Source organism: Pseudomonas sp. LBUM1668 (assembly GCF_059695715.1).
The window spans coordinates 1,624,099-1,651,027 of sequence record NZ_CP166787.1 but is presented as its reverse complement, the minus strand read 5'-3'; the positions used below and the strand labels follow the sequence as shown (position 1 = coordinate 1,651,027).

General features: G+C 59.4%; 20 protein-coding genes and 1 pseudogene. All 21 read right to left on the bottom strand.

What is annotated here, in order from left to right:
* Positions 1-7 precede the first annotated feature (7 nt).
* The 21 genes and pseudogenes from fliS to ACA061_RS07270 all read right to left on the bottom strand — a co-directional run bounded on the left by fliS (position 8) and on the right by ACA061_RS07270 (position 26,889).
* Positions 8-403: a flagellar export chaperone FliS gene (gene fliS / locus ACA061_RS07370; protein WP_150618505.1), complete on the bottom strand. Its 396-nt coding sequence runs from the start codon at positions 401-403 to the stop codon at positions 8-10.
* Between the two features lie 130 nt (positions 404-533).
* Positions 534-1,994 (bottom strand): flagellar filament capping protein FliD, encoded by a 1,461-nt coding sequence (gene fliD, locus ACA061_RS07365; RefSeq protein ID WP_150618504.1) that lies wholly within the window; start codon positions 1,992-1,994, stop codon positions 534-536.
* 82 nt (positions 1,995-2,076) lie between these two features.
* Positions 2,077-2,433 carry a flagellar protein FlaG gene (locus ACA061_RS07360; RefSeq protein ID WP_042558211.1) on the bottom strand — a complete coding sequence of 119 codons (357 nt, stop codon included), beginning with the start codon at positions 2,431-2,433 and terminating at the stop codon, positions 2,077-2,079.
* A gap of 73 nt (positions 2,434-2,506) precedes the next feature.
* The gene (locus ACA061_RS07355) at positions 2,507-3,358 is read right to left on the bottom strand and encodes a flagellin domain-containing protein (protein WP_150618503.1); all 852 of its coding nucleotides are present in this window, start codon (positions 3,356-3,358) and stop codon (positions 2,507-2,509) included.
* Positions 3,359-3,601: 243 nt separating this feature from the next.
* A complete protein-coding gene (locus ACA061_RS07350; protein WP_497301010.1) occupies positions 3,602-3,868 on the bottom strand; it encodes a hypothetical protein in 267 nt (88 codons plus the stop codon).
* Positions 3,865-5,154: a motility associated factor glycosyltransferase family protein gene (locus ACA061_RS07345; protein WP_497301008.1), complete on the bottom strand. Its 1,290-nt coding sequence runs from the start codon at positions 5,152-5,154 to the stop codon at positions 3,865-3,867. The genes ACA061_RS07350 and ACA061_RS07345 overlap by 4 nt, the downstream gene beginning before the upstream one ends.
* A gap of 87 nt (positions 5,155-5,241) precedes the next feature.
* Positions 5,242-6,168: a ketoacyl-ACP synthase III gene (locus tag ACA061_RS07340; protein WP_150602930.1), complete on the bottom strand. Its 927-nt coding sequence runs from the start codon at positions 6,166-6,168 to the stop codon at positions 5,242-5,244.
* Between the two features lie 226 nt (positions 6,169-6,394).
* Positions 6,395-7,447: a pseudaminic acid synthase gene (gene pseI, locus ACA061_RS07335; protein WP_497301006.1), complete on the bottom strand. Its 1,053-nt coding sequence runs from the start codon at positions 7,445-7,447 to the stop codon at positions 6,395-6,397.
* Positions 7,448-7,458: 11 nt separating this feature from the next.
* Positions 7,459-8,589, bottom strand: a pseudogene (gene pseG / locus ACA061_RS07330) (UDP-2,4-diacetamido-2,4,6-trideoxy-beta-L-altropyranose hydrolase); the annotation flags it as partial.
* Positions 8,586-9,281, bottom strand: a complete 696-nt coding sequence (gene pseF / locus ACA061_RS07325) for a pseudaminic acid cytidylyltransferase (RefSeq protein ID WP_497301004.1) — start codon at positions 9,279-9,281, stop codon at positions 8,586-8,588. The gene pseF and the pseudogene pseG, both read right to left, overlap by 4 nt.
* Positions 9,282-9,287: 6 nt before the next feature.
* Entirely contained in the window at positions 9,288-10,451 is a 1,164-nt protein-coding gene (pseC, locus tag ACA061_RS07320) for a UDP-4-amino-4,6-dideoxy-N-acetyl-beta-L-altrosamine transaminase (protein WP_497301002.1), read from the bottom strand.
* Complete coding sequence (gene pseB, locus ACA061_RS07315) at positions 10,448-11,449, bottom strand: UDP-N-acetylglucosamine 4,6-dehydratase (inverting) (RefSeq protein WP_210553704.1); 1,002 nt, start codon at positions 11,447-11,449, stop codon at positions 10,448-10,450. The genes pseC and pseB overlap by 4 nt, the downstream gene beginning before the upstream one ends.
* A 29-nt stretch (positions 11,450-11,478) precedes the next feature.
* On the bottom strand, positions 11,479-14,394 hold the full coding sequence (locus ACA061_RS07310) for a glycosyltransferase family 2 protein (RefSeq protein WP_497300999.1): 2,916 nt from the start codon (positions 14,392-14,394) through the stop codon (positions 11,479-11,481).
* 56 nt (positions 14,395-14,450) lie between these two features.
* Positions 14,451-15,185, bottom strand: a complete 735-nt coding sequence (locus ACA061_RS07305) for a cephalosporin hydroxylase family protein (protein ID WP_150618496.1) — start codon at positions 15,183-15,185, stop codon at positions 14,451-14,453.
* Positions 15,186-15,249: 64 nt separating this feature from the next.
* Entirely contained in the window at positions 15,250-16,107 is an 858-nt protein-coding gene (locus ACA061_RS07300; protein WP_497300997.1) for an NAD-dependent epimerase/dehydratase family protein, read from the bottom strand.
* Positions 16,104-17,330, bottom strand: a complete 1,227-nt coding sequence (locus ACA061_RS07295) for a methyltransferase domain-containing protein (RefSeq protein WP_497300995.1) — start codon at positions 17,328-17,330, stop codon at positions 16,104-16,106. Before ACA061_RS07295 ends, ACA061_RS07300 begins: the two co-directional genes overlap by 4 nt.
* Complete coding sequence (locus ACA061_RS07290) at positions 17,327-17,887, bottom strand: dTDP-4-dehydrorhamnose 3,5-epimerase family protein (protein WP_210553708.1); 561 nt, start codon at positions 17,885-17,887, stop codon at positions 17,327-17,329. Before ACA061_RS07290 ends, ACA061_RS07295 begins: the two co-directional genes overlap by 4 nt.
* Positions 17,884-18,966, bottom strand: coding sequence for a CDP-glucose 4,6-dehydratase (gene rfbG / locus ACA061_RS07285; protein WP_150602941.1), 1,083 nt, complete (start codon positions 18,964-18,966; stop codon positions 17,884-17,886). The genes ACA061_RS07290 and rfbG overlap by 4 nt, the downstream gene beginning before the upstream one ends.
* Entirely contained in the window at positions 18,948-19,721 is a 774-nt protein-coding gene (gene rfbF, locus ACA061_RS07280) for a glucose-1-phosphate cytidylyltransferase (protein WP_210553709.1), read from the bottom strand. Before rfbF ends, rfbG begins: the two co-directional genes overlap by 19 nt.
* Positions 19,722-20,005: 284 nt before the next feature.
* Positions 20,006-23,056, bottom strand: a complete 3,051-nt coding sequence (locus tag ACA061_RS07275) for a beta strand repeat-containing protein (protein WP_497300992.1) — start codon at positions 23,054-23,056, stop codon at positions 20,006-20,008.
* A gap of 230 nt (positions 23,057-23,286) precedes the next feature.
* Entirely contained in the window at positions 23,287-26,889 is a 3,603-nt protein-coding gene (locus tag ACA061_RS07270; RefSeq protein WP_497300990.1) for a glycosyltransferase, read from the bottom strand.
* Between the last annotated feature and the right edge of the window lie 40 nt (positions 26,890-26,929).

The following is a 26,929-nucleotide window of genomic DNA, read 5'->3' as shown; positions in this document are numbered from 1 at the left end:
GATCTCCTTAAAACTGGGGGCCTGATGGAGCGATGCCGTCCCAGCCTTCCTTTACGGTGCGCAGCAAACCGGCAACTTCGTCGAGAATACGCGGATCAGTCTTGAGGTTGGCTTCGGCAAGTCGCTTCATCATGTAGATGTAAAGCTGGTTGAGCTCACCCACCGAATCGGCACTATTCTCCAGATCCAGGCCTTCACACAAGCCGCCGATGATGCCAACGGCCTTGCTGATGGCCGTGCATTTGGCAGAAATATCCTTGCGTTCAATGGCGCCTTTGGCCTGAGCGATGCGCTCCAGGCCACCCTCCATCAACATCTGCACCAGACGGTGCGGGCTCGCTTCGGACGTCTGCGCATGCGCGCCGACTTTCTGATATTGCCGAAGGGCTAACATTGGATTCATGTTCTACCTCATTGCCACAATGACTCGTATAACCAGTGTATCGCCAACGAATCACAGAACTTTAGATCAAAAAGACAAAAACCCGGCGCACGCCGATAAAGCGTAGCCGGGTTTTTGTCATGCTCGCCTGTTACTTCGCGGATTGCTGAGCGTTCAGCGTGCTGAAGAACGACGTGATGTTGCTGGCTGTGGCCTTCATCTGCCCTACCAGCAAGTCCATGGCGTTGTACTTGGCAGTCAACACCTTGGTCAGGTTGGCTACACGCACATCCAACGCCACTTGCTGGTCGGTCAGGGTGCGTGTGTTCTTGGTGAGGATGGCCATGCGCTGATCAAGCAAACTGGTGCCGAGTTTGTCATTCGCTGGCGGTTTGAGGTACGGATCCACCGCCTTGCTCATACGTGCCAACAGACCATTGGTGTCGTCGGTACCCGTGAACAATTGCTGGACCTGACCCGTCATGCCTGGCTGATCCATGGTTTTGGTGAAGGCGGCGGTATCAAACTTCAGGTTACCGGTGTTGCGGTCGGTCATCACACCCAGTTGGGACAGCACGGCCAACGGACCGCCAGCACCCGTTGCCGTCAACTCGGCACGAACACTGGCAATCAGCGAACGCGGCATCGCATCGCCAGTGAACGCCGCCTGTACGGTCAGCTTGCCATCTTCGTCCGGCGTCGCCTTGGACAAGGTGTCGATGGTAGTTTTCAACGTGTTGTAAGCGTCGACAAATGACTGAATCGATGCCTGCAGCCCTTTGGTGTTGGCATCCACGCCAATAACCGTTGGAGTGCTCGGCGGTGTGCCAGCGCTGACCGTTGTCAGATTCAGGGTCAGACCACTGATTGCACCGGTCACCGTGTTGCTCTTGCTGGTTACCTGAAGGCCGTCGATGGTCAACTTGGCATTTTGCGCAACGCCGTTGACGGCGCCCGCAGCACCTGCCGCAGGACTGGTCCCCAGCGGCTGGGTACCATCAATTTCCAGACCGGCAATACCGCTGACGCTGAGGTCGGAACCTTCGCCAGTCTTGTTCGAACTGATCACCAGGCGCGAAGCACCGGTGCTGTCGGTCACAATGTTGGCGGAGATGCCGTTGGCGCCCTGAGCCTTGTTGATGGCGTCACGGGTAGTCTGCAAAGTGGCGTTGGCCGGGATGTCGACGTTGTAATCAGTGCCATTCTGACTGATTTTCAAGGTACCAGTCGGAATGGCACTGGCGGCGCCGCCGGCGAAAGAGGCACTGGCGATTTTCGAGCCGGTGGCCAGTTGGTTCACGACAACACTGTAATTACCCGAAACCGCGGTGCTATCGGCGGTGGCGTTCAGAACGGCGGTATTGGCCGAAGTCGCGGTGAAGCCGGCAAATGCAGGATTGGTCTTGCTGCCCAGATTGGTCATTGCCGTCTGGAACGCAGTCAGCGCGCTCTTCAACGAACCGACACCGGAAATCTTCAGCGTGTTGGTTTTGGTCGCGGTATCGATTTGCGTCTGCTTTGGTGCCTTGTCGGCGTTGACCAGTGCAGTAACGATAGCCCCGATGTCCAGGCCGGAACCCAGTCCGGAACCCGGTAGAATTGGACTTGCCATGTGCATCTCCCTTCAGATTGTTGCCATTCTTTTGACCGCTACACGCATCTTGAGAACGTACAAACATTATTCATGCCAGCTATCAGGCCTTGGCGTCGAACAACACATGACTTGCGTTGGCGAGGCTGTCTGCCAGCTTGAGGGCTTCTGCGGAGGGAATCTGTCGAACGATTTCACCCGTCTCGCTTGCGATCACCTTGACGATGACCTTCCCGGAATGCTCATCGATGGAGAACTCCAGATTGCGCTTGATCGATTGAACAAACTTCTCGATCTCCTGCACTGCCAGTTTCAACTTGGCATCGTCCGTATCCTGACTCTTGGCAGCGACCGGAGCTTCAGCCTTGGTAACTTTAGGCGTCTCTGACGGTTTGTCAGCAACCGGCGTTACTGGCTTGGGAGCCGGATAAGACAGGTTAAGCTTCACGCTCATGTCCATGCTCATCACCTCCTGACGTAAAAAGGCGAGAGAGCACGACTAGCGCACTCCCCCGCCCAAACTTGTTCCGAAATTACTGAAGCAGTTTCAGTACAGCGGAAGGCAGTTGGTTGGCTTGAGCCAGAACGGAGGTCGAAGCCTGCTGCAGAGTTTGCTGCTTGGTCAGGTTAGCAGTTTCTGCGGCGAAGTCGGTGTCTTGTACACGACCCTGTGCAGCAGTGGTGTTCTCAACGATGTTCTGCAAGTTGGAGATGGTGCTGGTCAGACGGTTTTGCGAAGCACCCAGGCTGGCACGGGTATCACCGATCGCAGCGATAGCAGCGTCGATTGCAGTGATAGCGGCGTCGATGTTGACACCGGCGTTAGCAGCGTCAGTACCGGTCAGAGCCAGAGTAGCCTTGTCCACGGACAGGCTCACGGCGTCGAACTTGGAGCTCAGTACCAGGTCGATGTGGTTGGCAGTACCGGTGTTTGCGCCAACTTGCAGAGTCACAGTACCAGCCGAACCGTCCAGCAGGTTTTTGCCGTTCAGGTTGGTGGAAGCAGCGATACGGCTGATTTCGTCGGACATGTCGGCGAATTCAAGGTTGGTTGCTTTCTGGTCAGCAGTGCCGTTGGTGCCGGTACGTGCTTTAACAGCCAGTTCACGCATACGCTGCAGGATGTCGGTAGTAGCTTGCAGAGCGCCTTCAGCGGTCTGAGCAACGGAGATACCGTCGTTGGCGTTCTGGATAGCCTGGTTGCCACCGCGGATTTGCGATTGCATACGGGTGGAGATCTGCAGGCCAGCGGCGTCGTCTTTAGCGCTGTTGATTTTCAGGCCGGAAGACAGGCGCTGCATCGAAGTCGACAGAGCGTCGGAAGCTTTGTTCAGGTTTTTCTGAACGTTCAACGATGTGGTGTTGGTGTTTACTGTTAAAGCCATGACGAATTCCTCGTTGGTTGGGTACTGCGGCTTCCGGCCCTGGCAACCGCCGGGTATGGCCTAGAGAACCTTCGTAATAGTTATCGTCGGGAATGCAGGTTGCTTGAGGGCTTTTTAAAAAATATTTGCCATCACCCTGCCACCCCCGAGAAAACAAAGGCTTAGCCGCCCTTCACCCACGAAAAAATGACGTCATAAAACCGACCGGCGCGCAAACCGGCGGGCCAGCGCGCTTGCTTGCTTTCAGGCCGGCACACTTTGCAGCAGCTCGATCAGTTCATACTCCATATAGTCAGCCAGTCCCAACCAGTCCTGACGCTCCTGACAATCGAGCATTTGCGTCAGCACCTGCGCCCACCTCTGCCGGGCATCCGCAGGCGCGAACTGCAGCAACTGCTGCGCCCCCTCGAAGACGTCGACCATGCTTAGCGCCGCCTCGACGTCACGTCCCAGTCGAAACAGACCCGCGCAATCACGGCACTCGTTGATGCATTGCGCCATTGCCGTCATTGCACAAACTCCTGATTGAACCGCGCCCCGGCGATCAGCGCGCCCCCTCTGCTGCTATTGAAAAACTCAACCTGGGGATGGGCGGCGATGAAGCGTTCGAGAACGCATAAGTAGCCACGGAAGTTGAGTTGGGTGCTGACGCGCTGGCCATTCCCGTCACGCACCCAATGCCGCGCCTGGCTCACACTCGGCCCAAGCTCACCGTCATTCCAGCCAGCATGGGTCTTGTTCATCGGGAAGGCGAAGTCGGCGCCGAACAGAGTGATACGCGTTGCGCCCATTTTCACCGCCAGGTCCACCGCCGGGTGAATCACACTGCCGCCGACATGCAGTTCGCCGCGCGGATATTCCTCGCGCAATGCGGCATAAACCGGGCTGGCGGAATAGCCGCCGTAGCGTTTGCCCTTCCAGGCGCGCAAAACCTCGGGGTCGCTCATCGGCAAATAGACCAGAGGAATACCGTCGGACTCTTCAAATGGCAGATGACGGAAGCTGATGAGCTGATCAATGCTCACCACCAGATCCGGCACCACACCGTGCTCACGCAGCGGTCGATAAGCAGTGTCGACACAAATGAACAGCGGACGCTGCGCCTGAGCCCGCACTTTCGCCAGCCGTTCGAAATGCCCCTCCAGGGTCGGCCCGGTGGCGATCACGTAGACTTCCCGGTCGACGCAAGTGCCAAACAGTTGCGCCACATCGTCATCGCCGAGCAACACTGGCAAGCAATCCTGCAAGCGCTGCTGAATGACCGGCGACTGCGGATCGAACTCACGATTGTTGAAGCTCAGGTGCACTTCACTGACCAGCCGATCACGGATCTTCGCGTTGAAGTCATCAGCCAGCAGCATCTCGGCCGGCAGGGCAAAAAACGGCGTGTAGATATCTGCATGCTCGCCGGCATACATCAATTCCACCCTAGGGTCGTCAAGCCATTGCCGCTGGTCGAGCAGTTGCAGAACCAACGCAAACAACGCGCCGTTAAGGATATGCACATACAACCGCTCAAGCCCCGCGCGCTCCAGCAACACCGCAGGCAAATCGCCCAGGCCGGTGCCATAGACATGCAATTGCGCTTTATCCGCCAGGCTGGCTGCCTGAATACGGGCTTCGTGAGTACGGTCATGGCGACTGGTGAGTTGAACGCCATTGACGCTCAGGGTCGAACCGAGCCCCTGCACCAGTTCAACCTGAACCGCCGCACTGTCTTCGGCCATCAAGCGCTCGAACAGCGTCGGCCAGCGGCGCTGAAGGACTTCGGCGTTGGCCTGGAAAAACTCGCTCATGGCGCCTCGCGCTCCGTTTCAGGCAAAAAAATAGCGTTCAAGGTTAACCTTGAACGCTATTTTTGTATCCGCCGTTTTTAATCAGGCTCAGGGGCGGAAGATGATCGCCGAGCCCCACGACAGACCGACACCGAAACCACTGAGCGCGACGCGCTGCCAGGCGGAATCGAGTACGTGTTTTTCCAGCAGCAGCGGAATACTCGACGACACGGTGTTGCCGGTCTCGACCATGTCCTTGATGAACTTCTCAGGCTCGCCTTCAAAGCGCCGCGCCACGGCATCGACAATCGCCGCACTGCCTTGGTGAATGCAGAAGGCGTCGATGTCATCGGCCTTGAGACCGGAATCATCGAGCAACTCGTGCAGATGCGCCGGGACTTTGAGCAGCGCGAAGTTGAACACCTGACGACCGTTCATGAAGAACACGCCATCGGTGACTTTCAGGTGTGGCGCGCCGGAACCGTCGGTGCCGAACTTGGCCTTGCCCAGTGCCCAGGTCGGATCTTCCCCCATCCAGGTCGCAGTGGCCGCATCACCGAACAGCATGGTGGTGTTGCGGTCTTCCGGGTCAACGATTTTTGAATACGGATCGGCGGTGATCAGCAGGCCGTTCTTCAGGCCTGCGGCTTCCATGAAACCCTTGATCGCGTAGATGCCATAGACATAACCGGAGCAACCCAACGAAATATCGAACGCGGCGACATTGGTCGGCAGACCTAGTTTGTCCTGCACGATCGCAGCAGTGTGCGGCAAGCCTTCTTCATCACCGTTCTGGGTGACAACGATCAAGGCATCGATCGATTCACGCTTCAGTCCAGGGTTGCTGGCAAACAGCGCATTGGCTGCTTCCACGCACAGATCGGAGGTTTCTTGATCAGCGTCTTTGCGCGGCAGGAATGCCGAGCCAATCTTGCCAAGGATGAACTCTTCATCCTTCTCGAATTTTGCACCTTGTGCGTAATTGTCCACGCCGGCTACAGGAACGTAGCTCGCAATGCTTTTTATGCCAATCATTACGGCTTCCCAATAAAAAACAGCCCAAGACCACCGCTCGCAAGGATTTGAGGGGCGCCGACAAACAGAAAATGGTTGCCACGACGGGCAACCAAGGGGAGCGCAAAGGGCTATCACTGGAACCAAAAACGGGCCAGGCGCCATCTCCCCGATCAATACAATACAGTGAAGATGCGCGTTATGACTCGCAGGTCACGCTATTTTGCCGAATCCATTACAGATTGGGTTATTCGACCAATGACCAATCCAGCGGCGTACCGCGCTTGATCGGCGTGCGAGCGCAGCGCCCGAGGACGGCATCGGTGTGCTTGGGCGGTAGACCGAGGCCGGGACGAATGGCGCGCAGATTGTCCCGCGTAAAGGGGTCACCTGCCCCCATGTCGGCGGTCACGTACAGCGAGCGGCGATACACCACCGACTTGAGTTCGGCTTCGGTTGCGCCGTATTGCACCTTGCCGAGCGCTTGCCATGCGCGTTCGGTTTCCACCACCAGGCTGGCCATCTCGGCCGGCTCCAGCGAGAAACTGGCATCCACCCCGCCCGCCGAACGGTCGAGGGTGAAGTGCTTTTCCACCACCGTCGCGCCGAGCGCCACGGCCGCCACCGAGACGCCAACACCCATCGAGTGATCGGACAGCCCCACCTCGCAACCGAACAATTCACGCAGATGCGGGATCGTTCGCACATTGCTGTTTGCCGGAGTCGCCGGATAAGTGCTGGTGCACTTGAGCAACACCAGATCCTTGCAACCGGCTTCACGGGCGGCGCGCACGGTTTCATCAAGTTCGGCGATGCTGGCCATGCCGGTGGAGATGATCAGCGGCTTGCCCGTGGCGGCGACACGGCGGATCAACGGCAGGTCGGTGTTTTCAAAACTGGCGATCTTGTACGCCGGCACGTCGAGGCTTTCTAGAAAATCCACGGCCGTGTCATCGAACGGCGTCGAGAACGCGAGCATCCCCAGCTCCTTGGCGCGAGCGAATATCGGCGCATGCCATTCCCACGGTGTGTGGGCCTGCTCGTACAAGTCGTACAAAGAAGTGCCGGCCCACAGGCTGCCCGGGTCTTTGATGAAAAACTCGCCCTCGGCCAGATCCAGCGTCATGGTCTGGGCGGTGTAGGTTTGCAGTTTCAGGGCGTGCGCGCCGGCCTTGGCGGCGGCTTCGACGATTTGCAGGGCCACGTCCAACGACTGGTTATGATTGCCGCTCATCTCGGCAATGATGAACGGCGGCGCGTCGGCACCGATCAGACGGTCGCCAATCTTGAAACTACTCATGAACGGTGTTCCCTTTTATTCAAACTGGAGTTCAGCCCGTCGGGCAGCAACTGCGCATCGTCCAGCGTGGCGTGACTTAACTTGGGCACAGCATCGGCCAATGCCGCGGCGACTCGCAATGCACCGCGTCCATCGACCATTTGCCGGGAACGTTCGGCCAGGCTCTGGCGCAGATAAAAATTAGCGGCGACAAAACCAATCGCGTCGCGCAACTGCGCGACGCTGACCTGCTCGCGCGCGCCCATGAACACGTGCGCACCGGCTGCCGCCATGACTTCACCGTTGACCTGCTGGTTATTCGACACCGCTATACAGATCGTCGGCAAACCCAACGCCGCACGTTCCCAACTGGTGCCGCCACCGGCGCCGATAAACAGATCGGCCTCGGTCATGCGTTGATGGAAGTCGCTGACAAAACTGTGCAGACGCCAGTTCGGCCGCGTTTGCGCCAGTGCCTGCATCTGCGCCCATGCCGGGTTGTCGACACCGGCGACGAAGTCCACTTCAAGTTCAGTAAAATCGGCCAACGCCAACATCGCGTGATGGGTCTGCATCGCCGCGTCGAAACCGCCGAAGTTCACCAGCACTCGCCGGGCTTCGGGTTTGATTTCGATCGCCGGGCAGTCGAACTCTTCACGCAACATGGCATAGCGCGGGCCGAGCAGTGTGCGGCAGCCCTCGGGCAACAACGGCGTGTAGTTTTCGCTGAGGCCGGACAAATTCTGATTGAGCAGCAAATCAACGCTGTAGCGCCGAGTGGCGAGATCGTCGACAGCCGCAATACGCGACGCCCAACGGCGTGCGGCGGTCTGCCAGTGATGATCGAGGCCGTAATGATCGACAATGATCCAGTCGAATTCGGCGTGATCTTCCAGCAGCAAATCCAACGCATCGATGTCGGCCTGCCACGGCAGCATCGACTCGATGGCCTGCTGCGGGTCTTCATCGGGATAGCGACCGGGCAACGCAAAAGTCTCGAAACCTTCGGCGCTCAGAGCATCGAGTCGATGCCCCGGCAACTGCCGACAGGCAAACGCGACATGACTGCCCTGCTTGCGCAGCACCCGCGCCAGCGTCAGGCAGCGGGCGATGTGGCCGCTGCCGATGGTCGGCGAAGCGTCGGCGCGAATCAGGACTCTCATTGCAACTCTCCGCCGGCCTTGAGCGCGGCGTAAAGGTATTCGGCTCGCTTCCAGTCTTCAGGCGTATCGATGTCCTGCACCAGGTGCCGAGGGAGAATTACTGGCAGGCTGGCGGGAGAATAAACCACCTCGCCGCGCAGCCACGCATCCGTGCGCCCCCAATAAAACTGCCCGGCATCCTGAAACGCTTCGGGCAGATCCTGCGAACGGGTCTCACGAAATTCCGGGTACAACGCCGAAAGCGCGCCCTGCCCGTCCAGCGTCAGCGCACGTTGCACCGGGAAACCGAAGTTGCACACGGAGAAGGCGAAGGATTTATCCGGCTGTTGCGCCAGCAACTCAAAGCCCTGACGCAGATAACGCGCCTGCAACAACGGCGCCGTGGCGTACACGCAACAGGCGTAATCAAAGGCTGGCAGTTGCTGCAAGGCATGCACGATCACTGCGGCGGTGCCGGTAAAATCATCCGCCAGATCGGCCGGGCGCAAAAACGGCACATCAGCCCCGTGCGCCCGCGCGATCTCGGCGATTTCTTCGTCATCGGTGCTGACGACAACCTGATCGAACAAGCCCGAATCCAGCGCCGTGCGAATCGAGCGGACAATCATCGGCACGCCAGCGAACAGCGCCAGGTTCTTGCGCGGTATGCGTTTGCTGCCCCCGCGCGCCGGGATGATTGCGATGTTGCTCACGTTGTCCTACTCCTCAATCAGCAGCCGGCGTAATTGCTCGACCACGTAATCCTGCTGCTCCTCGGTCAGCAGCGGAAACATCGGCAGACTGATCGCTTCGGCGTAATAGCGCTCGGCTTGGGGGAAGTCGCCCTCGGCAAAACCCAGTGCCTGATAGTAAGGCTGCAGATGCACCGGAATGTAGTGCAGATTCACGCCGATCCCGGCCGCGCGCAAGCCCTCGAACACCTGACGGTGACTGAGGCTGATGCGCTCGGTCTGCAAGCGCACCACATACAAATGCCAGGCTGATTCCGCGTCCGGTTGAGCGCTGGGTAACGTCAGCGGCAAGTACGTCAGCAACTGCTCGTACCGCGCGGCCAACTCACGACGCCGAGCGATGAAGTCGTCCAGCCTGCCCAGTTGCGACAAGCCCAGCGCGGCTTGCAGATCGGTGATCCGGTAATTGAAGCCCAGCTCGATCTGCTGGTAGTACCAAGGGCCGTGGCTGGGCTCGGTCATCTGCTGCGGATCGCGGGTCATGCCATGGCTGCGCAGGCGTTGCAGGCGCTCGGCCAATGCCGGGCGATTGGTCAGGACCATGCCGCCCTCGGCACTGGTGATGATCTTCACCGGATGGAAACTGAACACGGTCATTGCCGCAAATTCACCGCAACCCACCGGACGCCCGGCGTAAGAAGCGCCGACCGCGTGGGAGGCATCTTCGATCACGGTGAAGTTGTAGCGCTCGGCGAGTTCGGCAATCTTGCGCATGTCGCAGCTCTGCCCGGAGAACGCCACCGCCACCAAGACTTTTGGCAGTTTGCCGTCCTGTTCAGCCTGATCCAGTTTCGCCGCCAACGCGTAAGCATCGAGGTTCCAGGTCAGCGGGTCGATGTCGACAAAGTCCACATCAGCGCCGCAGTAACGCCCGCAGTTGGCCGAGGCGAGAAAGGTATTCGGCGTGGTCCACAGGCGGTCGCCCGGGCCAAGACCCGCCGCCAGACACGCAATGTGCAGCGCCGCCGTGGCGTTGCACACCGCCACGGCGAAATCGGCCTGGCAACGCTCGGCCACAGCCTGCTCGAAGCGCTCGATGGTCGGCCCTTGCGTCAACCAGTCCGATTGCAACACCTCGACGACGGCATCAATGTCCGACTGATCGAGACTCTGCCGACCGTAAGGGATCATACCGAGAGCTTCGCGTGCAGCGCCGCGATCTGTCCGACCGAGAGGAAGTGCGGATTGGTGTCGGAGCGATATTCAAAATCTTCACTCACCGCGCGACCCTGCTCGCCAAGTTTGTCGACGGCAAAATCGACATCGACGCTGGTAAAGCGAATCGACGGCTGGATGGTGTAGTGATCCTCGAACTCAATGGTCATCCGCGCATCGTCCAGCGGCACCATCAACTCATGGAGTTTTTCGCCGGGACGAATGCCGACGTTTTTGTGCGGCAGATGTTCAGCCATGCCACGGGCCAGATCGACGATGCGAATCGACGGAATCTTCGGCACGAACACTTCGCCACCGTGCATCCGCGCGAAGCTGTCGAGGACGAACTGCACACCGTGGTCGAGGGTGATCCAGAAGCGTGTCATGCGCTCGTCGGTAATCGGCAGCTCTTGCGCGCCATCGGCGATCAGCTTGCTGAAGAACGGCACCACCGAGCCCCGCGAACCGGCCACGTTGCCGTAGCGCACCACGGCAAATCGGGTTTCCTGCTCGCCGGCAATATTGTTGGCGGCGACGAACAATTTGTCCGACAGCAACTTGGTCGCGCCGTACAGGTTGATCGGGCTGGCCGCCTTGTCGGTGGACAGCGCCACGACTTTTTTCACACCGTTATCGATGGCCGCGGCGATGATGTTTTCCGCGCCGTTGACGTTGGTGCGGATGCATTCGGTCGGGTTGTATTCAGCCGCCGGCACCTGCTTCAACGCGGCGGCGTGCACCACGTAATCGATGCCGCGCATGGCCTGACGCAGACGGTCAGCATCACGCACGTCACCGATGAAGTAACGCATGCACGGCGCGTTGAACGTCTGCTGCATTTCGTATTGCTTGAGCTCATCACGAGAGAACACCACCACGCGCTTGGGCTGGTACTGCTCCAGCAAGCGGCGGATGAAGTTGCGCCCGAACGAGCCCGTGCCGCCGGAGATGAAAATCGATTTACCGTTGAACATGTGTAATTCCTGTTCCCTGTCCGACGGACTCAAGCCAGCAACTGCGACCAATCGATCGAAGTGTTTTCAGCCAAGGTAAAGCCTTTGCCGGTCAGGGCCAGGTTGGCGTTATAAGCCGGATCCTGGGCAAAAGCGCTGCTCCATTTCTCACGCAATGCGGCCAGCGCCTCAGGGGCTTGCGGTAATTCACCGGTGTGCAGCACCTGGACCAGCGGCGTCCACACGGTGAGGTAACCAGCCTGCCCGACCTTGAGGCACAGATCGACATCACTGAAGCCATCAGCGAAGGTCACTTCATCCAGACCACCGAGCGCATTGAACAACTCTTTGCGCACCATCAGGCACACCTTCGACACGGCCGAATAGTTCTGCTCAACCGACAGGCGCTGCATGTAACCCGCAGCACTGTGTTTCTCGCCGATGAACGCCGAACCGACGCCACCGTTCAGACCGAGAATCAAACCCGCCTGGGCAATTTTCCCGTCACGGCTGACCAGTTTGGCACCAACGATCCCGACTTCCGGACGCTGGGCATGGTTGAGCAACGAATCGAGCCAGTTCGGGTTGACGACTTCTGCGTCAGCGGCCAGCAGCACCAGGTATTCACCCTGCGCCTGCTCGCTGGCAGCGTTATACAGCGCCACTTCGCCGAGTGTTTGATCGGCGCGCAAGACGTTCACTTTCGGATGGCGCAATGCACCCAGCCAGTCATTGACCGCTGCCGACTGATTAGCGTTTGCCGCCACCAGTACTTCATAGCGGTTATAGCGGGTTCTGAGCAGCAGGCCTTCCAGGCAGCGACGCATCACTGGCAAGTCATCAATGACCGGCAGAATGATCGACACCATCGGCTGCTCGGTGTGGCGGTAATCAATCTGCCAGGTGCCCGGCGCCGCCGAAGTCACTTTGGCCTCGTAGCCGCGATTGCCTAGATGGCGCAACAACGCCTGACGCTCGTGGGCGTTTTCTTCCAGCGCTGCTGCTTGTGTGATCAACAACGGCTCGTCGAGATGCGCCAGACCGTCGAGGCCACCCTGCTCAATGATGCGCAGCAGCAGGTCGAACTCCATCGCTTTGCTGAAGTCGGCCTGATAACCGCCGACCTCCAGCAGCACGTCGCGGCGCACAAGCCAATGGCGTGCCATCAGCGACGGGATGCTCTGCAGCAAATCAAGATTGAAGCCAGGGCGGAACACGTCCACCAGCGCACCTTCTTCAGTGCGCTGGATTTCATCAGTGGCCACCGCGCGAAGCCCCGTGGCCGACATCAGTTCCAGGCCGGCGCGCAACAGGCCGCTCGGTGTGAATTCATCACCCACGTTCGCCAGCAGCAACCAGTCGCATGGAGATTGCGCGGCGCTCAGGTTCAGTTTGTCGACGAGGCTGCCCGGCGTGACCCGGACAAAGTGCAAGGTGTTCTGTGAGGTGGTCGCACTCTGCGGCTCGCCCGTGGTGAAGACGACAATTTTGAAAGCTTTGCTGTGACCTTCGACGAGGCTGTCGAGTGTCACTTGCAGCTTCTCGACGTTGTTGTCCAGATCCAGCAGGAAGATGCCAAATTGTGGACCGCCATTGTTCGCCGCCAGATGCCTGGCAATCAACGCAGTCTGTTCGGCGTCCGGCTTGCGAGCCGCCAGCCAGTCGAGCAAACGGCCCGAGCGCATCTTGCTGAAGACCGGGTAATGATCGGTGTCCGCCACTGCCCCCAGACGAGCATCCCACTCAGCTATCTTCTGCGCTTGCTCGTCTTCGCCGAGGGTTTGCAGTTGCGCCGACAGACGCTTGAGCACAGCGCGGTTGAACGCGTTGCTGTCATGGGCCTGCCACAACCGGTCGACGACACTTTCCGCCGTATCGTTATTGCGTGCCTGCAGCAGGTATTCCTGCCGGGTCCATACACCCTCGAGTTTTTCCAGCTGAATGCGACCGGCCGGCATCGCGTGCAGCAAAAACTCGAACTGGGTCAGCAAGTCAAAAAAGCGCTCGTTGTAGAAAGGCATCTCGACGTATTGGCGTGGCCCGAATTTGCGCTCTGGTGCCTTGGTAAGGTTGCTCCAGGCGGACTCGAAAATCAGCTCGGTCGTCAACGCACGCCCGGATTCCAGGCTGTCCGTCATGGCCGCGAAGCTTTCCAGGGCCAACGCCTTGCGCTGCGCCTGGTCGAGATCGGTGATACCGGTCGGCAAGGAGGCGAGGAATTCGGCGAAGGCTTCGCGCTCGGTCACAGATTTGGTGTCGGTGTACGACAGCGCGTGGTAGACCTCGGTGTTGTGGTCGGAGAAACCGATGTTGATCTCGCGCACGACATAAGGAATCGGCAGGATGCGCGCCTTGGCGTTCGCCAGCAGGTAGTAGGTGTGGCCGATTTCCTGCCATTCGAAACTGGAGCCCGGCGGCAATGCCGCGTACCAGTCCTTGATGATCGAGGTACGGCACACGCCATAGAACGGCGGCACGTACTGGTGCATGAAGTCGAGAACACGATCCTCGGCACGCTCCGACGCGTAGTCCTCGCAGATTTTCTTGTCGCGGCGGTAGTAGCTGACGCTGCCGGCCAGCGCCAGGTACATCAGGCAGTAGCCGTGGCACAGCCCGTAGTCGCGGTTGGCTTCCAGGAAGTTGACAGACTCGGCCAGCGATTCATGCAGGATGAAATCGTCGTCAGCCGCGAACACCATATACGGCGTCGTCAGTTGCTCGACACCGTAGGTCAGTTTGGCCTGCATCCCCCAGTAGGCGAATTGCGGCAGGTGCTGATAATCGACCGCGGAGAAATCACCTTCCGGGCGCTCGGAAGAAGAGTCCAACACCAAAACCTTGCAAGGCAGGCCGCTGTAGTACTGCAGCGCTCGACGCAAAAAAGCCGGGCGGTTGTGGGTGATCAGTACCACCGTCAGCAACTCGCTCAATGGCAGCTTGTTTTCAGAACCGTACTTGCCTTGCATAACTTCTCCCCACTACCGGCGAAACCGCCCGAAAAACACTTTAATGATGGAACGGATCAACGAACCCGACGCAGGTAACCGTCAGAGGCGACCGTGATCAGCAGCTTGTCTTGCATCTGCTGGTCGATCTCGAAATCCTGGTTCTCTTTCAGGTAGGCCCAAACTGCGGTTTTCGGGTTGTCACCCGGACCCCACGGGCGATCCGGGAAGGCATCGGCCGGCATGTCTTCAACCACGGTGTCCATGACCACGCAGTAGCTGTCAGCCGAAACCAGTGGTGCGTAAAGACGCAGTTCTTCGAGGACATGGTCGTGGGTGTGATTGGAATCGAGCACCACGATCACTTTCTTGCCGGCCGCCGCCTGACGAACCTGCTCGACCACTGCCGGATCGAGGCTTGAGCCTTCGATCATGCTGATGCGCTTGATCATCTGATGGCTTTCGATGGCCTCACGGTTGTGCGCACGGATGTCGCGATCGATGCCCAGCACTTCGCCGTGGCCCTGCAATTCGAGCAGCGAGGCGTAGTAAATGATCGAACCGCCGTGGGCGATACCGCACTCGATCACCAGGTCTGGCTTGATCCGCCAGATCAGCTCCTGCATCGCCATCATGTCTTGCGGCAATTGAATGATCGGACGGCCCATCCACGAAAAGTGGTAGGTGTATTTGTGTTTGGCCGACTGGTTGTAGAACTCCTGGGCCAACGCCTTCAGGTCCTTGTCCTGGCCCTGGGCAATCACTTCGGCCTGGCACTCCGCCTCGAAGGCTTTGATTACGTTATCGCTCATTGTCCGGTCTCACTGAAAAGTCATTTGATAGTCACGCTGCCAAAGGCATTCGCTTCGAGGCACATCAGTTGCTCTGCTGCACCTCAAGCAGATCTTGCAAACGGTCGACCACCGCCCAGAACGCCATGGGTTCGTGTGTCGGGTAGGGGTAATGCCCCAGGTTCAAATCGATCGAAGCGCCGCGTTCGCGCAGGCGTTGCTCGACGAGGGTTCTTACTGAAATCGGCTGGCCACTGGCGCAATTGATCACGCCGTCGAAGTCGCGTTGATGCAGGATCGCGGCGAGGTAAGTGGCCGCGGTGGCAATCGGCAGAAAGTCGCGCAACTGCTCGCCCGCAGACATGTTGAACGACGCCTCACCGGCATCGACTGCACGGTCCAGCGCCGCCAACAGACTGTTGGGGTTCTGCCCTTCGCCATGCAGGTAAAACAGCCGCGCCCATTGCAGGGTGAAAGGATGCTCTTGCTGAAAACTCTGCAAAAACAGGTGCAAGGTGTGCTTGGCCAGACCGTACGGATTGCTCGGCCGTGGCTCGGTGTTTTCGCTGAGCGGGCCGCTTTGCATGCCGTACTCGAAGCAGGTGCCGGTGACCAGCACCTGCTTCACCCCCGCCTCGACCGCACGTTTGATAAAGCGGTAATCGGCCATCAGGTTGTGCTCGAAATGGAACAACGCCCGATAGTTCGGCAACCCGGGCCAGGCCAGATGCGCGAGCACGTCGACGCCTTCGGTCAACGCGGCAACATCGAGATCGGCAGCGTGAATATCCGCTGCGACGAACTCGACATCGTTGATCCACGGCATGCCCTGCGCGGTTTCTGCGTTGCGTGCCACTGCACGAACAGCGCAGCCGCGCACCAGCAATGCCGCGACCAGATGCCGACCGACGAAGCCCGTGGCTCCGGTTACGAGAACCTTCACAGCACTTTCAACTCAGGCACGGCGATCACGAAGCGGCCGTCCCACTGACGCACTTGCGCCAATTGCTGACTGACTTCGTGCAGCAGGTTCCATGGCAGCACCAGCACGTAGTCGGGTTTTTCGATATCGATCTGCGCCGGCCCAACAATCGGGATGCGACTGCCCGGCAGAAACTTGCCCTGTTTGTGCGGGTTGGCATCGGCCACCCAAGCGAGCAGGTCCGGTTTGACCCCGGCGTAGTTGAGCAAGGTGTTGCCCTTCGCTGCCGCGCCGTAACCGACCACACGTTTACCGTCAGCCTTGGCCTGCAACAGAAAGCGCAGCAATTCATGCTTGATCCGTTCGGCGGCAGGCGCGAGGCTCGCGTAGTACTCGGGCGTTTTCACCCCTGCATCAAGTTCAGCCTGCAACTGTTGTTGCACCGCTGGTTGCACCGGGCGACGCTCATCGTCCTTGCGCTGCACGAACACCCGCAGCGATCCGCCGTGAGTGCTCAACTGGCTGACGTCGAATACTTCCAGGCCGTTGCGCTCGCACAGGGTTTGCACGGCCGTCAGCGACAGATACGAATAATGCTCGTGATACAGCGTGTCGAACTGCGCGCCGGCCATCAGCGTCAGCAGTTGCGGGAATTCGAACGTGGCCACGCCGGTTGGCTTGAGCAAGGAGGCGAAACCGCCGAGGAAATCGTTGATGTCCGGCACATGCGCGAGCACGTTGTTGGCGGCCATCAGGTCAGCAGCCCAGCCTTCGCTTTTCAGCTGCGCGGCGGTGTCGCGACCAAAGAACAGCTCACGAATTTCCAGCCCCTTTTCCCGCGCCGCTTGCGCAGTACTGCGGGTCGGCTCGACGCCCAGACACGGGATGCCGCGACCGGCGACGTACTGCAACAGGTAACCGTCGTTGGCAGCGACTTCGACCACGCGGCTGTCGGCGGTCAGGCCGAAGCGCTCGACCATCTCGGCCACATAGCGCTCTGCATGGGTTAGCCAGGTGCTGGAGAACGAACTGAAGTAGGCGTACTCGGCGTCGAACAGGCTGTCGGCGGAGGTGTAATCCTCGGTCTGCACGAGCCAGCATTGCTGGCACACGGCGACCTTCAGCGGCACCCATTGCTCGGCCTGTTCCAGCCGATCGGCATGCACATAGGCGTTGGACGGTGGCGAGGTGCCGAGGTCGATCAGCGGCAGGCTCAGCGGTGCGGCGCACCCACGGCAATTCATAGACGCACTCCAGCAAAGTGTTGATCGAGCGCGGGATGGCTGGAATCCCGCGCTGACAGATTATTGACGGGCAACGGCCAGGCAATCGCCAGCCGTGGATCGTTCACCGACAGACCGCCTTCGTGCTCCGGCGCGTAATCAGCGCTGTGCAGGTAGAGCAATTCGGCGTCTTCGGTCAGCGTCTGGAAACCGTGGGCGAACCCGGCCGGAATCAACAGACTGCGACCGTCGCCGGCCTTCAGATGCTCGGCGTGCCAGTGCAAAAAGGTTTCCGAGTCCGGACGCAAATCAACCGCCACATCCCACACTTCGCCGCGCAGGCAGGTGATCAGTTTGGCTTCCGGCGCATTCGCGTTCTGATAATGCAGACCGCGCACGCTGCCCTTCTCGCGAGTGCATGAATGGTTGATCTGACGGATATGAAACTCACTGCCAAACGCACTCAGACTGCCCTCGCAGAACAACCGGGCGAAGTGCCCGCGCTGATCTTCGAAGCGTTTGTGCTGCACGCTGAACAATCCGGCCAGCGGCAATGCCTGCAAGGAAAACTCGCTCACAGCGCGCCTCGGTACAGGTTCAGTTGGCCGAGGGTGACGGCGCGCATGTCGTCGCCGTTCTGCCACGCCAAATGCCAGTCGAGGGTTTGCGTCAGGCATTGCTGCAAGGTCCAGCGCGGCTGCCAACCGAGCAGTTGGCGTGCGCGGCTGCTGTCCAGACGCAGCAGACCGGCCTCGTGCAGTTCACTCGGCTCGATGCGCAGACCGCGCGCTTGCGGCCAGCGGCTGGCGAGCAATTCGACCACTTCGCCGACGCTGCACATGTCCGCCTCGCCGGGGCCGAAGTTCCACGCACCGGCGTACTCCGGGCCTTGCTCGTAGAGGCCGGCAGCCAGTTGCAGATACCCGGCCAATGGTTCCAGCGCGTGTTGCCACGGGCGCACGGCTTGCGGGTAACGCAGGGTCACCGGCTCGTCTGCCGTCCAGGCTTTGAGTACATCGGGAATCAGTCGCTCGGGAGCAAAATCACCACCGCCCAAAACGTTGCCGGCACGCGCCGTGGCCAGGGCCAGACCGTGCTCGGCGTACTTGTCTGCCGGGAAGAACGAGGCCGCGTAAGACTGCGCCAACAGTTCGCAACAGGCCTTGCTGCTGCTGTAAGGATCGTGGCCACCGAGGGCTTCGTCTTCGCGGTACGGCCACAGCCATTCCTTGTTGGCGTAAACCTTGTCGGTGGTCACCAGCACACAGGCACGTACGCAGCCGACCTGACGAATCGCTTCGAGCAGGTTCAGCGTACCCATGACGTTGCTGGAATAAGTGCCGAGCGGATCGCGATAGCCTTCGCGCACCAGCGGCTGGGCGGCCAGGTGCAGGACGATCTCCGGCTCGGTATCGGCAATGATTTCGAGCAAGGCACCGAGATCACGCAGATCACCGCGCTGATCATCGATGCCTTCGTGCACCCGCGCCAGTTCGAACAGGCTCGGCTCGGTCGACGGATCCAGTGAAAAGCCGCTGACTTGCGCGCCGAGGCTTTGCAGCCACAGGGTCAGCCAACTGCCCTTGAAACCGGTGTGCCCGGTGACCAGCACACGCTTGCCGCGCCAGAAATCCGCACTCAGGCCCATTGCTTCCATGGGGCCTCCCCGCTCTGCCACAGCGCTTCGAGATGGTTCTTGTCGCGCAGGGTGTCCATGGGTTGCCAGAAACCATCGTGTTCGAAGGCTTTGAGCTGTTCGTCCTGGGCCAGGCGGGCCAACGGCTCGGCCTCCCAAGTGGTTTGATCACCCGCGATGTACGGCAACACTTTTGGCGACAGTACAAAGAAACCGCCATTGATCCAGCCACCGTCGCCACGAGGTTTTTCGGTGAAACCGAGGACCTGATCGCCTTGGCGTTCGAGGGCACCGTATCGACCCGGTGGCTGCACCGCAGTGACAGTCGCCAAGCGACCGTGAGCCTTGTGGTAATCGACCAGCTCGCGAATGTTCAGATCGGAAACGCCGTCGCCGTAGGTGAAGCAGAACGCTTCTTCATCCTGCAGGTAACGACCGGCGCGCAGGAGACGGCCACCGGTCATGGTTTCTTCGCCGGTGTCGATGAGCGTGACGCTCCATGGCTCGCTGTAATTCTGATGCACGTCCATGCGATTCTCGCGCATGTTGAAGGTGACGTCGGAGGTGTGCAGGAAGTAGTTGGCGAAGAAGTCCTTGATCGCGTAGCCCTTGTAGCCGAGGCAGATCACGAAGTCGTGAATTCCGTGAGCGGAATACTGCTTCATGATGTGCCAGAGAATTGGCTTGCCACCGATCTCGATCATCGGTTTGGGCTTGAGGTGCGACTCTTCACTGATGCGCGTGCCGAGGCCACCCGCCAAAATAACTGCCTTCATCGTCTCCCCTCTTGTTCGTCACCGGGCTGCACACAGCTTTCTTGAGCTTTGCGGCCTACTGGCTAACCTTTTTGCCGATTCGGGCGCAGGTGGGATGCCCGCGAGCGCTCGTTTTATGGCGATTTGAGGGGGACTTGCAGGAAACGCGCCAGCTCGCAGACCCGCCGAATACCATCACAGGGGACAGCGACGAGCGCCCGGATAAAAAAAGGGAGCCCGACCTGCCACGGTCGGGCTCCCTTCGTTACAGCTCAAAATACCTTCAAAGCCACAAGGCGGATGAATCAGCCAAACATGCTGAACCCATCTCCATTGATCGGCAGAACATCACCGTTGGCCGCTTTGAAGTGCTCGATGGTGTTGCCACCAGCGAACCAGTCCTGCAGTTTTACCCCTTGGGCGGTTGGATCGGTCGGCGGGGAATATCCATCGCTGAGGTACAAGTCATCACCCACCCGCGCCAGCTGCAACGTGCTGGCCGACCGGACGTTATTCAGGATCAAGGTGTCATTGGTGCTAAGCCCGTCATCCCGGATAGTCACCAGCAGGTTGGTGTTGACGTAATAGGTGTCATCACCCTCTCCGCCGTTGCCAAAGCCACTGGCTTTCATCTGCCCGACTGGAGTGAACAAGGCGCCAAAGGTCAAATCATCATTGCCGGCACCACCGAGCAAGGCAAAGCCCTTACCCGTACCAAGCAGATCGTCATTGCCGGCGCCGCCAACTGCAGTGCCACTGGCGACAAAAATCGTGTCAAAACCATCCTCACCATAGGCGAAGGTGCCACGGTCATCTCCCGTGCTGATGATGCGGTCATTACCATTGCCGCCGTACAGCATGTCAGCCTGCGGCCCGCTGGCAGCAACATCGACCGCGAAAGGTCCGAGCTGGGTGTTGTAGCTACCGTAAATGACATCGTTGCCGTCGCCGCCATAAATCACGTCATTACCCAGACCACCTTCAAAACTGTTGGCAAGCGCGTTGCCTGTCAGCGTGTCATTGAAGTTGGTCGCGATAATGCTCTCGACATTGATCAGCACATCGCCCTGCGCATCACCGCCCGTATTCACGCCGGACTGCAGATTGATGTTCACCGCCGCAGCGCTGTTGGCGTACCAGACTGTGTCGATCCCTTCACGGCCGTCGATCACGTCGGCGCCACCGCCACCGACGAAGTTGTCGTTGAGCGTGGTACCGGACAACGTGTCGGCAAAATTGCTGCCCTGGAAGAGCTCGATCCCGACGAAGGTATCCCCCGCAGCATCACCGGCGTTGACGTTGGTTTTCAGGTCGATGGTGACCGCACTGTCGGACGACTCGTAGCTGACCATATCGAAGCCTGTACCGCCATCGAGCACCAGGGAAGCGGTGCCGCCAACAAATACGTCGTTGAAATTCGAACCACGCATCGCTTCGATGCTGTTGTAGGTGTCACCCAGCGCGATCCCGGTATTGATCCCGGTTTTCCAGTTGATACTGACGCCTACGGTACTGTCGGCGTAAGACACGGTGTCCAGGCCACCACCGCCGATGAACTGGTCGGCACCACCGCCGCCATACAGCACGTCGTTTCCGTTGCCGCCAGTGATGATGTTGTCGAGGGCATTACCGATGCCCGTAAACGCACCGGTACCGGTGTAGGTCAGACGCTCGACGTTGGCCGCGAGCGTATGGTCCTTGTAGCTGACCCGTACTTCATCGTTACCGCCGCCAGCCTGTTCGATAACGGTTACGCCACCGCCGTTGACGTAGTAAGTGTCGTCACCCGCCCCCCCCTCGTAGGTGGCAAAAAGGTAAGCGTCAGTGGTGAAGCTGTCGTTGAACGCCGAGCCAATGACCTTTTCGACGCCGGTCAGGGTAATGCCCTGCGAATCGCCACCGACACCTGCCAGACCAGCGCCCGGACGGATATCGACGTTAACGCCTGCAGCCGACGTCGAGTAATCGACGGTGTCAAAACCTTCACCGCCGTCGACGCCACTGATTCGGCTATCAACCACGAAGGTGTCGTTGTACTTGGAGCCAGCGATCACTTCAATGTCGTTGAACGTATCACCCGCGCCGATTCCCGAGACGACGCCGGTTTTCAGGTTGATGTTCATGGCAACCGTGCTGTCGAGGTACGACACGGTGTCGCGACCGGCGCCGCCGATGAACTGGTCGGCACCGCCACCGCCGTAGAACACGTCGTTGCCGCTGCCGCCAGTGATGACGTTGTCGAGGGCATTGCCCCAGCCAGTGAACGAGCCAGTGCCGGTGTAAGTCAGGCGTTCGATGTTGGCTGCCAGTGTGTGGTCTTTGTAGGTCACGCGCACTTCATCGTTGCCGCCGCCCACTTGCTCGATGGCCGTCACGCCGCCGCCATTGACGTAATAGATGTCATCTCCGGCGCCGCCCTCGTAAGTGGCGAAGAGGTAAGCGTCGGTGGTGAAACTGTCATTGAACGCCGAGCCAATGACCTTTTCGACGCCGGTCAGGGTAATGCCCTGCGAATCGCCACCGACACCTGCCAGACCAGCGCCCGGACGGATATCGACGTTAACGCCTGCAGCCGACGTCGAGTAATCGACGGTGTCAAAACCTTCACCGCCGTCGACGCCACTGATTCGGCTATCAACCACGAAGGTGTCGTTGTACTTGGAGCCAGCGATCACCTCGATACCGTTGTAGGTATCGCCCGCGCCGATCCCCGAGACGACGCCGGTTTTCAGGTTGATGTTCATGGCAACCGTGCTGTCGAGGTACGACACGGTGTCGCGACCGGCGCCGCCGATGAACTGGTCGGCACCGCCACCGCCGTAGAACACGTCGTTGCCGCTGCCGCCAGTGATGACGTTGTCGAGGGCATTGCCCCAGCCAGTGAACGAGCCAGTGCCGGTGTAAGTCAGGCGTTCGATGTTGGCTGCCAGTGTGTGGTCTTTGTAGGTCACGCGCACTTCATCGTTGCCGCCGCCAACTTGCTCGATGGCCGTCACGCCGCCGCCATTGACGTAATAGATGTCATCCCCGGCGCCGCCCTCGTAAGTGGCGAAGAGGTAAGCGTCGGTGGTGAAACTGTCATTGAACGCCGAGCCAATGACTTTTTCAACACCGGTCAGGGTATCTCCCTGTGCATCACCACCAACGCCTGCCAGGCCTGTGCCTGGTCGGATGTCGACGTTGATGCCGGCCGAGGAAGCCGAGTAATCGACAGTATCGAACCCCTCACCGCCATTTAATTTGTCCGCACCGGCGCCGCCAATGAGGATGTCATTGCCGGCCCCCCCATTGATCTCATCATCACCACTGGTACCCGTCAGCGTATCCGCGCCGTTTGTCCCGTTTATTACAGCCATTATTTCTTCCTTGCCTTGTTGTGAAACCGGTACCGATTCGCGTGGCGATCACGTCGTCGCAGCGAACGTCAAAAAGAGCCGAATGTGTTGATATCGACAGGAAACGATTACAGCTTTAGCTGTGGTAATAAAAATGTATCGAGGTTGATGCAAACACGAACCGCACAAGCAAAAAAAAACAGGCGACTGCCAAGTCGCCTGTTTTCTTCATGGTGGCCAACGCAAATCGATCAATCCGCCAGCCAACCGTTTTCCCAATAACGCAAGTTATCGCCGCGCAAAATGTAGTCGCGCAGCACGACTTCGCGCAAATCGTCACCCATGCGATAGCTGGCGTCCGGGTCGGCCAGGTGCATGCGGATTGCCTGCAGCCATTCGTCCGTGGTGTTGGTCTTGATCCGTGTGCACGGCAGATAGCCTTGGTAGGCCTCGGTGTTGGTGCAAATCACCGGGTAACCGCAGGCGCCGTACTCCAGCAGACGCAGGTTGCTCTTGCAGTCGTTGAAAATGTGGAATTCCAGCGGCGCCAAGGCCAGATCGAGATTGAGGCTGGCCAGTTTCGCCGGATACGCGTCGAGGGCGATTACCCCGTGAAACTCATGCATGTACGGAAGCAGGTCGTCCGGGCACATGCCGAAAAATACCCAGTCGACTTCATCCGCCAGTTCGCGCACGACATCAGCGATCACCGCCAGGTCACCATGGTGACTGGTACCGCCGCCCCAGCCGACGCGAGGTTTTTTCGAGGTCCGGCGCTGGCTGCGCAGGTTACTCCAGAATTCCTTGGCCAACATGTTGGGCACTACACGAATGTCGTGATGCATATCCGACAATGCGTTGGCCAACGGCTGAGTCGAGACGACGACGCGATCGCACATGCCGATCGCACGGCGAACCAGACGCTCCATCTGATGCTTGTCCGGCATGTTGCGGATATGCGCATTGCGGTGGGGAACATCGATCACGTAGTCATCCAGCTCATAGATTCGCCGCGCATTGAAGTAGTCGCGCAGCACTGGCATCTCGTTGATCGGCGCTTCGGCATAACGGCCTTGCAGAACAATCACATCAGGTGACAGACGCTCGATTTCAACAATCGGCGGCAGGTTCACGCTATAGCGAATCTGCCCCTGCACCCTGCCTGCCGCTTCGAGTTCGATCAGTGGTTGGGTGACACGATAGTGCCCGACGGCGGAGGCATTGATCGGCAGCCCGAGAATTTTCGGCAAGGAGCTATTGCTGAAAGGACTCCAACCACTGCGCAGGCCCGGCTCGAGCGTGAAACTCGAACGGGTGGCCCCGTTCAACGACAGGTTGGGATTGTAGGCCGGGTCACGGGCAACCACCGGCAGCCAGCGCTTGTAAAAGGTTTTTTCCTGCTCGCTATGTGAGATTGCGGCTTCATCAATGACCGACTCGACGGGTTGCGCCCCGAGCGCCAGCACCGCGTAAGGGGTCCAGACCACCAGATAACCTTGCCGGGCGACGCGCAGGGCCAGGTCCACTTCATGCAGCGTGCGCGGCAGACTCTGCTCATCCAGACCGTCAACCGCATCGAACACCGACTTGCGCACCATCAGGCAATCAGCCCCGACGGCACTCAGGTCCTGAACCGCTTGCAATCGGAACATGTACCCGGCGGACTGCATCGCCTGACCATAGAACGGCACACCTGCCGGCCCCTGCAAACCCAGCACCAGCCCGGCATGCAAGACATAACCATCGGGATTGAACAGCTTGGCACCGACGATGCCCACTTCCGGACGCTGAGCGTGGTTGAGCAACTCATCGAGCCAGTCACCCTGAGTGATCACCGCAAAGGGGTTGAGTAGCAGCACGTACTCGCCCCGCGCCTGGGCAACGGCAAAATTGCGCAAGGCTGCGACGTTGCCTTGCTGCGGGTATGTCAGCACCCGCACTCGCTCGCTGCCCAGTTGCGCCATACCGGCCAGCCAGGCTTGGGCCTCGGCTGTCTCGCTGCCGTTGTCGACCAGCAACAGCTCGTACTCGCTGTACGCGGTTTTCTCCAGCAGGCTCTCGACACAGCGCTGCAGCGCCGAAATCTTGTCGCGGGTAGAAATGATGATCGAGACCAACGGCCGGCTCACATGCCGGTAATCGACTCGATTGAGCAGCTCGACGCTGCCGCGACGCATGTCGTGGGCGATCCCCAGACGATCAAGATGGGCCGTCAGCAATCGCGGGTTGCTTTCAGTCACTTGCGGCAGCGATAGCCACTCGGCCAAATCGAATGTCGACTCGATGGCAATCTCGGCCAGATGCCCGACCACCTGAGTGCCCTGATCTTCGACCATCCGCCACAACAGGTCGTGAGGCGCCAACTCAGTGAACGTCGAATCGAATCCGCCGAGCGCCACAAAGGCATTACGCTGGAACGCCAGGGCGCGACCGACATAAGGGTAGGTGCGCATCAGGTCGAGGTTGAAGTCGGGCTTGAATGCCGGCTCCACCGACTCACCCGCCCGCAAACTGCCTTCATCGCTGTATAGACACTGCAAATCGCTGTTGAAGGCGATTCGCTCGGCCATCATCAGCAAGGCAGGGGGCACCAGACGATCACCGGAACGCAGCAGATAAAACCAGTCGGCTCCCTGCAGCTGTGGCAGCAATTCATTGATCTGCTGCAGGCGATCGTCTTGCAGCGGCAAATGGAATACACGTCCGTCCAGTACCGGCTCAGCGCAAGTAGAAGACAACACCAGTGTCAGCTCGGGCGCATAGACCTGCGCGGCGAGACTCTCCAGCGTACGTTCCAGCGCTGCAGAACTGCCCTGATCATCAACCACGATGGGCACGATTCGCGGCGTGGACGGCCAGCCTGCCAGCGTGTCCGGCAACAGTCTGCGCTGAACGTCACTGAGCGTGCGGCACTCCAGCCATTGCGTATAGAGTTCGGAAAAACTCAGACTGCTACTGCCAACCGCCCATATCTGAGCGCTCTGTTTGGTGCCGAGCGTGCGGCTCAGCGGCAGTTCTTCCCAGACCCGTGGCGAATCATCTGCCTTGGGCAACGGCACATAACGTACCCAACCCTTTGCTGGCGCAGATTCTCCGCTGCGCGCCTTGAGCATTTGCATCAGCCATTGCCGCTCGATTTCGAGCGCGTCTTTCATGGCTTGCTGGCCGCTCAGACGATCGGGATACAGGCGTTCGACACTCAACACGTGGTTGGACACGACCACGTTGCCGCGCCGCATCAAACACACAAACAGCGCGAAATCGAGGCTCGCCACAAAGCAGTGCTCGGGCTGCGTCAGCGCCGGCAACAACTCCAGAACATCGGTGCGACGGAACATGGCACTGCTGAAACCACCGAGGATGTTCGCCGGGAACGCCTCGAAGATTGCCAGCAAGTCGTCACCCTTGAACAAGCCACTGATTGGTGACAGTGGCGTATTTTCCAGACGTGAAGGCAGCACCATGTCGTCGGCGTCCCAGAACAGACGCTGGGCCAGCACCAGATTGACCTCGTCACGTTCGGCCAGCACGCGAGCCTGATACTCGATACAGCTGGCAAACAGATGATCGTCGTCACACAAGAACTTGATGAACTCGCCCTGCGCCTGATCGAGGCAGGCTTTCAGATTGCCGATCATTCCCAACGTGTGCGGATTACGCACATAACGCACGGTGACGCCGGACTGCTCGACAACCGACGCAACGATGTCTTCGATCTCACTGCCGCGACTGTCATCGCACACAATGATTTCAAGATTGCCATAGCCCTGACTGACGGCGCTGCGCAATGCCCGCTCGAAAAAGCGCGAATTGAAGGCAGGAATAACAAGGCTGACAAGAGGAAGTGAATTCACGGCGGGCTCACAGGCGGTACGAGCCCGCCCGGAAAAGCGA

Excerpts from the sequence above, each read along its gene's own strand:
- pseB (WP_210553704.1), bottom strand. The coding sequence starts at position 11,449 with ATGTTCAACGGTAAATCGATTTTCATCTCCGGCGGCACGGGCTCGTTC.
- ACA061_RS07345 (WP_497301008.1), bottom strand. The coding sequence starts at position 5,154 with ATGAGCGAGTTTTTCCAGGCCAACGCCGAAGTCCTTCAGCGCCGCTGG.
- ACA061_RS07295 (WP_497300995.1), bottom strand. The coding sequence starts at position 17,330 with ATGAATTGCCGTGGGTGCGCCGCACCGCTGAGCCTGCCGCTGATCGAC.
- ACA061_RS07340 (WP_150602930.1), bottom strand. The coding sequence starts at position 6,168 with ATGATTGGCATAAAAAGCATTGCGAGCTACGTTCCTGTAGCCGGCGTG.
- pseI (WP_497301006.1), bottom strand. The coding sequence starts at position 7,447 with ATGAGTAGTTTCAAGATTGGCGACCGTCTGATCGGTGCCGACGCGCCG.
- ACA061_RS07350 (WP_497301010.1), bottom strand. The coding sequence starts at position 3,868 with ATGACGGCAATGGCGCAATGCATCAACGAGTGCCGTGATTGCGCGGGT.
- ACA061_RS07275 (WP_497300992.1), bottom strand. The coding sequence starts at position 23,056 with ATGGCTGTAATAAACGGGACAAACGGCGCGGATACGCTGACGGGTACC.
- ACA061_RS07360 (WP_042558211.1), bottom strand. The coding sequence starts at position 2,433 with ATGGACATGAGCGTGAAGCTTAACCTGTCTTATCCGGCTCCCAAGCCA.
- ACA061_RS07310 (WP_497300999.1), bottom strand. The coding sequence starts at position 14,394 with ATGCAAGGCAAGTACGGTTCTGAAAACAAGCTGCCATTGAGCGAGTTG.
- pseC (WP_497301002.1), bottom strand. The coding sequence starts at position 10,451 with ATGATCCCTTACGGTCGGCAGAGTCTCGATCAGTCGGACATTGATGCC.
- ACA061_RS07355 (WP_150618503.1), bottom strand. The coding sequence starts at position 3,358 with ATGGCTTTAACAGTAAACACCAACACCACATCGTTGAACGTTCAGAAA.
- fliD (WP_150618504.1), bottom strand. The coding sequence starts at position 1,994 with ATGGCAAGTCCAATTCTACCGGGTTCCGGACTGGGTTCCGGCCTGGAC.
- ACA061_RS07305 (WP_150618496.1), bottom strand. The coding sequence starts at position 15,185 with ATGAGCGATAACGTAATCAAAGCCTTCGAGGCGGAGTGCCAGGCCGAA.
- fliS (WP_150618505.1), bottom strand. The coding sequence starts at position 403 with ATGAATCCAATGTTAGCCCTTCGGCAATATCAGAAAGTCGGCGCGCAT.
- rfbF (WP_210553709.1), bottom strand. The coding sequence starts at position 19,721 with ATGAAGGCAGTTATTTTGGCGGGTGGCCTCGGCACGCGCATCAGTGAA.
- rfbG (WP_150602941.1), bottom strand. The coding sequence starts at position 18,966 with ATGGAAGCAATGGGCCTGAGTGCGGATTTCTGGCGCGGCAAGCGTGTG.